The following is a 9,394-nucleotide window of genomic DNA, read 5'->3' as shown; positions in this document are numbered from 1 at the left end:
GCGGTGAGGTGAAACCGTGGTCCGGTGGTGCCGAGCTGGGCGGGTTGCCGGAGGCGGAGCCGGTGGCGGGTGTGGCGGCCGGTGGTGCGGGTCTGGCCGGCCTGGACGCGGGTCGGGAGGCCACCCGGAACCCGGAGACGGCGTCGACGGCGGAGCCCTCGGCGCCGGGTGCGGGTGAGACCGCCGCCGCGGCTGCCGGAATGCCGTTCATGCCGATGATGCCGGGCACGGGCGCGGCGGGAGCCGGGGCCGCGGGCGCGGCCACGGGCGAACGCCCCGACTCGTCCGGGCTGTTGGAGGAGGCGACGGCGCCCTGGACCGGTGACGGAGAAGCGGGCGCGGAGGCGGGTCCGGTGGCCGGGGCGTCGGCCGGCGGCTCCGTGCTCTCGGGCACGGCCGCCACCGCGTCGGCGATGCCCGTGCCCGTGCTGCCCCTGCCGGTGGCGCCGGCGGCACGCCAGGGCTCCGACGGCGCGCGTTCCGGTGCCGGCCGGACCGGGGAGGGAAGCGCCGAGGAGGGAAGCGCCGCGTCCGCGCTGCTCGGCGGTTCGCCCGCCGCGTGGACGCCCGGCGAGGCAGAGGGGGAGACCGCGCCGCCGGCCTCGGCCGCATCGGCACAGGCGACCCCCGCCGCCGTCCCGGCCGGCATCCCGGGTCTCCCGGCTGCGCAGGCGTCCGGCGGGGCCGGCACGAGGCGGGAGACGGCAGCGGCCGCCAGGGGGCACGAGGCGGATCGGTCCACCACGGGCCGGAAGGCGGCCGCGTCCACCACGGGCCGGAAGGCGGCCGCGTCCACCACGGGTGAGGAGACGGCGGAGGCCACCACGGATCAGCCGGCGACGGAGGCCCCCACGGGTCAGGCGGCGGCCGCGTCCACCACGGACAGGGGTACGGCGGACGCCGTGTCCGGCGATCAGGTGGTGGCCGTCCCGCTGCCGTACCTGCCCGATGACCGTGTCCCGCTCCCGGCGCCGTCCGCGGCGGCGGACGACACCTCCACCTGGGACGTGGCGGCGGCCGGTTTCGGCATGCTGATGCTCGCCTTCGCGGGTCAGGGCTCGGCCGACGGCGAGCACCGGGAGAGCACCTCCGGGTACGCGACCGCCGCGCCGGCCGTCTGGGAGGCGGAGGGCACGAGCACCCTCCGTGCCGCCGAACGCACGGCGGACCCGGGCACCGCGCCGTTCGCCGAGCCGGAGCTGACCACCTGGCGGCCGGCCGCCAGGGCCGCCGCGACGGCCCAGAGCCCGGCGTCCGCGGGTCTGGCCGACTCCGACGTCGAGATCCGCTGCGGGAACGGGGCCGGCGAGCTGCCGGACGAGCCGGAGGCCCAGGGAACCGGCCCCGGCGCGGACGGCGAACAGGAGGACGACGACGCGGAGGACAAGGGCATGGTCGACCTGCTGACGCAGGACGCCTCCACCTGGGGCACCCGCCCCGTCGTACCGGACTCCATCGGCTAGGCACCGTTCACCCGGTGCCTCCCACCGCCCGTGCCGGACGGCCCGCCACCGTCCGCCACGGGCGGATCACCCGTGGCCCCTCCCTCATCACCTCGTCCCCCACGCCGTCCCATACGCGCCCCGGCCGCTTCGGCCGCCCAGGAGAACGGAACCATGAGCGACAGCAGCGCCCTCCCCGCACCACCCGCCCCGCCCACCACACCGGTGACACCCCCCACCCCCGTCATGCCGGAACCGCCCGACGACATCCGGGAAGCCGCGCGCCGGGCCCCCGACCACTGGCTCGGGATGGTCGATCCGGCCTGGGACGAGGCCGAGGGGCCACCGCCGGGCTGGGCCGTCATCGGCCGCTGGCGCTCGGACGCGAGCGGAGAGATCGTCGAGTGGCAGGAGAACGACACCTACCGTCCCTCGCCCGCCGCGCTCGGCTGGGCCCCGCCCACGGATCCGGCGGACCACGCGGTGCAACGGGCCGCCACCGGCTACGGCCGCCCCGAGGACGTCGTACGCGCCCTCGTCGGAAGCGAACTCGCCGTGCACGTCCGCCCGGACGGCGGAGTCGTCACCGCGGTGACCCCGGAGGGCACCGCGGTACTGCCCGCCTTCACCGCCCAGCCCCAGGTGGACGCGGCCGGGCGACTGGCGTACCGGGTCATGACCTGCCGGGACGTCGTCGCCCTGCTGCCGCCCGAGCATCTGCTCTACCTCAACCCGGCCGGAGCCGTCTCCCTCACCGTCGAGACGCAACCGCTCCGCGACGCCCTGACGGAGGCCGGGGACGCCGATAAGGCAGAGAAGGCACAGAAGGCACAGAAGGCAGAGAAGGCAGAGAAGGCAGTGAAGGCAGAGGGCACGCAGGACGTCGACGGCACGGCGTGAGCCGTTCGCCCCGCGTCTGTTCGGACAGGGCCGATGTTCGCGCGGGCAAGCCTTGTGAGCTGCGGTTCTCTCCGGGGCCCGGGTCGTGTTTCGGTGTGGGGGCAGAGGCTGTGACCGCCTCGCGCGTCACCGGGCCCGCGCCGGGTGACCCCCCGTACATCCGACCCATGAGGAGCGAGCAGGTGTCCACGCCGTTCGACGAGCAGCTCGAGGAACTGCGGGCGGGCTACCAGGCCCAGTTGGCGCAGATCGGCGAACTGCAGAGCCGTATGCGCGAGGTGACGGGCACCGCCACGGCCAAGGCACAGGCCATGAAGGTCACGGTCGGCCCGCAGGGCGAGCTGCTGTCGGTGGAGTTCCCCACCGGCGCCTACCGCGGCATGGCTCCCAAGGAGCTGGCGGATCTGATCGTGGGCACCGTCCAGGAGGCCAGGGGCAAGGCCGTCGCCGCCGTCGCCGAGGTCATGGCCCCGCACCTGCCCCAGGGGCTCGACGCGGAGCAACTGCTGCGCGGCACGGCCGACGTGGCGCAGCTGATTCCGTCCGAGCCGGCCATGCCGGACGCCGTCCGGGCGTACGTCGACCGGGGCCGCGCGGTGTGACGGGCCGGCGCCGGTCCCCGGACAGCCCGGAACCGGCCCGTGGCACCCGTCCGCCCGCAGTACCCGTCCGCCCGTAGCACCCCGCCGTACCCGTCGGCCCTGCGGCATGGCGGGTGCCGGCCCGCCCCGGCCCACCAGCCGACTCCCTGACCCGCCCATTCGGAACGGAGCCTGTCATGCCTGAGAACACGTTCATCGTCAACCCCGACGGGCTCCAGAGCGCGAGCGTGCCGCTGGCGGCGTTGGCCGAGCGCTTGGGCGGGGCTTTCGAGGCGGCGGCGGCCCGGATCTCCGCGGACGGGTCCAAGGCGTGGGGGAACGACAAGCCCGGCCAGCGGTTCGCCGCCGGTTACGTCCCCGTCGCCGAGGACATCATCAAGGCCGGCAGCGGCATCCACGAGGTGCTGGGCACCTCCGCGCAGAATCTGCGCGCCATGGCCAAGATCTTTTCGAGCGCCAACGAGAGTGCCATGCAGGCCACGGGGCGGCTCAACGGACAGCTCGGCGGCACCCGGAGCCGGGGCGGCAGCGGCGGCGGGCGCGGCGGACGCGCGTGAGTCCTGTCCCCGAGCCCCTTCGGTGGGCCGCACTCATCACCGGCACCCAGTTGCCGGAGGCCGACCCCGCCCTGCTGCGCCAGCAGGGCGAGGTCTGGGGCGACCTCGCCCAGCAGATCGTGGGCATGATGGGCGAGGTCAACTCGGTCCGCAACTCCGTTCTCGCCAACGTCAACGGGGATCCGGCCGAGGCGTTCGACGGCTACATGCGGACGCTGGGCACGACACTGCCCGAGCTGGCGAAGGCGGCCGAGAACCTGCGTGTGAGGAGCGACGAGTACGCCCTCGAGACCGAGCATGCGACCAACATGACCATCGCCATGCTCGTCTGGATGCTGGGCCAACTGGCTTTTCTGGCATCCTCGTTGTTCGGGATGGCCGCCGTGCCCGCGCTCATCACGGGCGTGCGGCAGGTGATCATGACGATCATGCGGCGGCTCTTCATGTCGGCGGCCATCGGCGCGGCGACTATGGCGGGACTGGAAGGCCTTCTCCAGGCCATCGAGATCCTCAAAGGCGTACGCAAGCACTTCGACCTCAACGCCATCGGGCAGATGGCTCTCGGCGGTGCCATCGGTGGCGCCGTCTTCGGCGGGTTCTCCGGCCTCGCCAATCACTTCGTGCCCAAGTTCGCCACCTCGCTCATCGGACGCACCGCGATCGGCGGTGCATCCGGTGTGGTCGGCGGTGTGGCCGTCAACGCCGCGCTCGGTGCCGAACAGGACCTGGGCCTGGCCTTCCTGGCCGGAGCGGCCGGTGCCATGCTCGGCGCCCCGGGCAAGGGCGGGGGCCGCAAGCAGGACGTCACGCCGACGGAGGGGCTGGCCGACGCGGTCAAGTCGCTCTCCAGCAAGGGCCCGTTCACTCCGCCCGACGGCGTGAACAGCACCGACCTGTCCGCGTTCGGCGGTGCCGGTGGGGGCACGAAGGACTTCTCGACCGTCGCCCCTGACTCCGGCCCGGGTACGGGCACGCCGGGCGTCGTACGGACTCCCGGCCGTTCGTCCTCGGTCGACACCTTGCCGCGCTACTCCGAGACCGCCGTCCCCGCGCCCGAGTCAGCCGTCCCTGCGGGCGCGGGGACGGCACGTGGTGCGGGCGCGGAGGTGCCGGGCCCGCCCGGTTCCGCTGCCCCGCGCACGGAGCCGGTGGTGCGCGACGGCGCCCCGGACCCGGCCGAGACCGGTGCCGTACCGCCGGTCACCCGGGAGACCTCGGGTCTGCCCGGCTTCGAGCCCGGCGAGCCCGCCCCGGCCGCGGGCGGCACCGGGAACCGTGCGGGGCTGGCCGAGCCGGCGACGACCGGGCAGGTGCGGGAGGTCCCGGGCCGGACTCCGTCCACGGCGGAGCCGACGGGAGACCGGACGACCGTCCCGCCCGTCGTCCGGACCAGCGGTGCCGACGGCGGGGAAACGACCGGGGTCCGCGACACGCAGACGGCGCCGGACGCGGGCGTCGTACGGCCGGAGGATCCCGCGACGGCCGGCGGCGTGCTGCCGGACCGGGGGACGGGCGCGCACCCGGGCGCCGGTGTCGGCGGGGTCGGGGAGGCACCTGGACGTACGGTCGTCGGCGCGGGCGGCGAGCCCACCGGGGACCGCGCCGCGCAGCCTGCGCCGGGTGGGGGTCCCGTGCGGTCCGAAGGACCGGCCGCCGTCGGCGGCGGCAGCGCACCGGGCCGGGGCGTGGAGACCGGTTCGAACGGCCAGGCCGGAGGGCTCCCGGGGCGTACCGTCGGCGGCGGCGCCGCGGAGATCCGGGGCACCGGCGGCGAGGCGACCGCGCTCGGCGGGGGATCTGCCTCCGGCCCGCGACCCGGTGCCACCGATGCCGTGCCGACGGCTGCCGGCCGGCCGGAGGGCGCGACGCGCGGCGCCGAGACTCCCGCGCCCGCGGGCAACGCCGTACCGCCCAGGCCGTCCACCACCGCCCAGCCCGGCCCCGGCACCACGACCCGTGCGGCCGGCGGGCCGGAGGCCGCTGCGACGAACGGCGGCGCTCCGGCTCCCACCGTGCGCACCGAGGCGGCGCCGGGCACCGGCACGGGGGCCCGGCCGGGGCCGGCGGTCGAGACGTCGGGTACGAGTGTGCGCACCGCGGGTGATACGTCCGGTACGGGCGTGCGCGCCGCTGGTGAGCCGGCGGCGGCGGGCCAGGGTGCCGGTGTGCGGCCGGACATCGTGGCCCATGCCGGCGCGGACGCCCGGCCGGGCGCGGCTGCGGGGCAGGTCACGCCGAACGTGCGTGCCGGCAGTCCCGGCGACGCCGGGAACGTGCGGCCGGGCACGGCGGGGCAGGCGCCCGGCGCCGGTGTCCGCGCCGCCGGTGAACCGGTGGTGACGGGCCAGGGTGCCGGTGTGCGGCCGGACATCGTGGCCCGTGCCGGCGCGGACGCCCGGCCGGGCGCGGCGCCGGAGCACGCCACGCCGAACGTGCGTACCGAGAGCGCCGGCGACGGCGCGGAGGTGCGGCCGGGTGGCCAGCGGAGCGAGGAGCGGGCGCCGGTGTCCGCGACGGCCGGCCGCGAGGGCGAGCACGGCGACGCGGGCCCGGCGTCCGCCGACCGCACCGCGCGGCAGCCGGATCAGGCCGGGGACCAGCCGCCGCCGGCCCGGGACGGTGACGGCGACGACGGGACTCCGCCGTCCTACCAGGGCGGCGGCGACGACGCGAATCCGCCGTCCTACCAGGACGCCGGCGGCCCGGACGCGTACCTCGCGCCGAAGACCGGCACCGGGCGCTACGAGCCGTACACGTTCCACGGCGACGACCAGGTCCGCGCCCAGCGGTGGGGCCAGGAGCAGGAGCGCCTGCTCGCGACGCATCGCGGCCGGTTCGACGAGGAGCAGGACCGGTTCCGGCAGCAGCAGGAGGCCGACCGCCGGGTGGAGGAGGCGTTCGCCGGACGCCTCGCGGACCCGGACCCGGTCTTCCGGGGCCCCGACGACGTCGACGCGATCCGTCTGCGGATCGCCGAGGCGGAACAGCAGCGCGCCGTCGAGGAGCGCGCGGCGCGCGCGGAGGACGGCGGCCGCCGCACGGCCGAGACCGGGCCCGGGTCCGGAGCGGACGCCCGCGGGCGTGCCGAGGTGACGCCGGAAATCGTCGAGCAGGTGCGCCGTCGGTGGATGGAGGAGGTGAAGTCCCGGTTCGACGAGCGCTGGCAGGAGTCCTACGGCGAGTACCGGCGGGGCGAGATCACCCGCTCCGAGTTCGCCGAGACGTTCGACCGGCTGTCCGCCGGGCTGCACGACGAGTTCGAGCTGTCCGCCGCGGCCCACCTGGCCCGGCGCACGGCGAACGAGGTGTTCGACGTCGAGACCGGATCGCGCCGTCAGGCCATGTCGGAGGAGGAACTGCGGCAGACCCGCGAGGACTTCGCCGACGCCGCCGTCGGAGAGGTGTACCGCGCCGCCGAGGACATGTGGCAGGACGGTGAGCGCGTCGACTCCTTCGACTGGTCCCACCTGTACCGCACCCACGACGCCGGAATGCGGGACCTCACCCGGGGCCTGCGAACCCGCCTGGAGCTGGCAGCCGAGGCCGCCGACACGTTCGACTTCCTCAGCCGGCGGGTGGGCGCCGACGGGGAGGCGCCGTGGGTGCGCGAGACCCGTGCCGACTTCCGCGAGGAGTTCGAGGTCACGACCCGGACCCTGCCGGGCGGGGACGGCACGCCGACCCGCTGGATGGAGTACGAGCGGTTCCGGGAACAGCGCCACGCCCTGCGCGGCCAGCTGGAGAACTTCCGCGACCGGTGGGAGGCGCGGCTGCGCGCCCGGGTCACCGAGGAGGGGCTGAAGGCCGGCACCGGACGCGAGGTCGAGGCCCGGCGCGCGGAATGGCAGCGGTCCACACGGCACGACCCGGCGGACGCCGCCGCGGTCGACACCGAGGCGGTGATCGCCTCCCACCGCGCGGATCTGACGGCCGAGGGCGAGAAGTTCCTGGCGGGCAGGCACCCGCGCGCGCTGACCCGTGAGCAGTGGGAGGACTACGCCGCACAGCTGCGGAAGACCCAGGAGCGGCTGGCCGACGAGCTGCCGACCCGGCTGGAGTACCAGGCCGGGCTGGACCGCGCCCTGGCCGAGGCCGACCGGATGTTCGACCGCCTGGAGGCGGAAGGGCCCGGCGCCCAGCGCGCCCGCGAAGGACTGCGGGAGGACGTGACCCGGGTCTTCCGCGAACTCGCGGGCCGCGCCGAGGACGGCACGTGGGACCTGGACCGGGTCGCGGCGGGCCAGGAGATCGTCTTCCGCGAGTACCTGCCGGCCGCGGAGCGGTCCCTGCCGGACCGGCTGCAGTTCGAATGGGGCATGGAGCGTGCGCTGCGCGACGGTGGCTCGGCCTTCCACCGGCTGTCCGGGCCGGGGCTCGACGAGCTGACCGAGCGCCCCGCGCGCGCCTACACGGTCACCGACGAGACCTTCGACCGGCTGGCGGGGGACTTCCGCGGCGACTGGGCCGTCGGCTACCACGACATCTACGGGCCGTCCGATCGCGATCTGCACGGCTGGCTGGAGCGAGAGAAGGAGCGCGGCGACGCGTTCGGCAGCACGGTGCGCGACGAGTGGGAGGCGGACAGCGCCGCGCTCCGGGAGCCGAGAGACACGGCCGTGCGCGAGCGCGCCCAGGCCGAGAGCCTGCGGTGGCGGCAGCAGGTGGCCGCCAACTTCCAGGGCATGCTGGGCAAGGGCGCGGTGCTGGAGGACCTGGCCCGCCAGGTCGAGATCCCGCAGGCCGAGATCCGCTCGGCCCGGGTGTCCGGCGACTACCAGCGGGGTCTGTCGGATCTGAAGTCCTGGTTCTCCCAGGAGTGGGACGCCGCCGCCCGCACCGCCTCCCCGGACGGCGAGGCAGCGGTCCGCGCCGCCCTCGCGGACGAGGCACGGCAGCGGTGGCAGCAGCTGAGCGACCGCACCCGGGCCGAGGACGAGGCGGTCCAGGCGTGGCAGCGCGAACCGCGGTGGACGCTGGACCCGGCCCGGATGGAGATCACCCGGGGCACCCGTACCCCGTCCGAGGCGCCGGCCACCGCCGACGGCGCGGTCCGCACCGCCCGGGACGGCGACGGGGAGGGCCGGCTCCAGGCCCAGGAACTCCTCACCGCCCGCGAGGAGCAGCCGGCACCGCCCCCGCTGTCCGCCGCCGCCCCGCCCCGAGCCACCCGGACCGACGAGCCCTCGGCCCAGGCGGCCTCCCGGACCGACGAGACGCAGGCCCAGGCGCCCGCTTCCGAGGCCCTGGCCGGGCTGCGCGACACCGTCGAGGCCCGCGACCGGGCGTACGGGGAGTTCGAGTCCCGGCTGACGCCGTTCCCCGAACTGCGCACCCCGCAGGCGACGGAGCAGGTCGCCGCCGCCCGGGAGGCGTTCGCCGACGCCTGGACCGGGGACCGTACGGCCACGGGCCCCGGCGAGCTGACCGCCGCCCGCGGCGCGGCCCTGGAGGACCTGACCACGCGGCTCACCTCGGTTCGCGAGCGGCTGGCCGCCGAGGCGGACGCGGCGGAGGTCTTCCACCGTGACGTCGCCTCGACCGTGGCGGACACGCGGCACGGCGAAGCCTTCGCGCACGCGCGGCCGGCGGTCGCGCTGGCGCAGGAGTTCCAGCGGGAGGCCGCTGGACAGCCGCCGGTCCGCCTGGCCGGCCTGGTCCAGGAGTTCGGGCAGCGGTACGCCGCGGCGCACGCCGCCTGGACCGCCGAGCGGCAGGCCCGTGCCGCCTTCGACGCCGTCCTCGCCGGTGGCGCGGGCGGACGCGCCGACCTGACCGACGGCCGGGCGGAGTGGAACGGCCCGGCACGCCGCTGGTACGCCGGACAGCTGGCCCAGATGCGCCAGCAGTACGTCACCGACCGCGCCGAGGCGCTGACCGTCGCGGACGAGGCCGA

5 protein-coding genes (1 of these 5 running past the window's edge) are annotated in these 9,394 nt (G+C 76.3%); all 5 read left to right on the top strand.

All coding sequences use genetic code 11. The features are described 5' to 3' along the window. Window positions 1-1,463, top strand: a 1,463-nt coding sequence (locus ACZ7KF_RS26270; RefSeq protein WP_471079715.1) for a hypothetical protein, incomplete at its 5' end; no start/stop codon positions are given. Window positions 1,464-1,616: 153 nt separating this feature from the next. After that, window positions 1,617-2,342: a type VII secretion system-associated protein gene (locus tag ACZ7KF_RS26265; RefSeq protein WP_471079712.1), complete on the top strand. Its 726-nt coding sequence runs from the start codon at window positions 1,617-1,619 to the stop codon at window positions 2,340-2,342. Window positions 2,343-2,509: 167 nt separating this feature from the next. Continuing rightward, the gene (locus tag ACZ7KF_RS26260) at window positions 2,510-2,944 is read left to right on the top strand and encodes a YbaB/EbfC family nucleoid-associated protein (protein ID WP_471079709.1); all 435 of its coding nucleotides are present in this window, start codon (window positions 2,510-2,512) and stop codon (window positions 2,942-2,944) included. 176 nt (window positions 2,945-3,120) lie between these two features. Further along, window positions 3,121-3,501: a hypothetical protein gene (locus ACZ7KF_RS26255; protein ID WP_471079706.1), complete on the top strand. Its 381-nt coding sequence runs from the start codon at window positions 3,121-3,123 to the stop codon at window positions 3,499-3,501. Further along, a protein-coding gene (locus tag ACZ7KF_RS26250) for a scabin-related ADP-ribosyltransferase (RefSeq protein ID WP_471079703.1) crosses the window boundary here: on the top strand, window positions 3,498-9,394 show its start. It continues 44,965 nt past the right edge of the window; the window shows 5,897 of its 50,862 coding nt (coding positions 1-5,897); it begins with the start codon at window positions 3,498-3,500; the stop codon falls past the right edge of the window. The genes ACZ7KF_RS26255 and ACZ7KF_RS26250 overlap by 4 nt, the downstream gene beginning before the upstream one ends.

This window comes from Streptomyces sp. NPDC038200 (assembly GCF_055600785.1).
This window is presented reverse-complemented; position numbering and strand designations above follow the sequence as displayed.

Bases quoted from the DNA above. Each gene is read 5' to 3' on its own strand.
- ACZ7KF_RS26265 (WP_471079712.1), top strand. From the start codon at position 1,617: ATGAGCGACAGCAGCGCCCTCCCCGCACCACCCGCCCCGCCCACCACA.
- ACZ7KF_RS26260 (WP_471079709.1), top strand. From the start codon at position 2,510: ATGAGGAGCGAGCAGGTGTCCACGCCGTTCGACGAGCAGCTCGAGGAA.
- ACZ7KF_RS26255 (WP_471079706.1), top strand. From the start codon at position 3,121: ATGCCTGAGAACACGTTCATCGTCAACCCCGACGGGCTCCAGAGCGCG.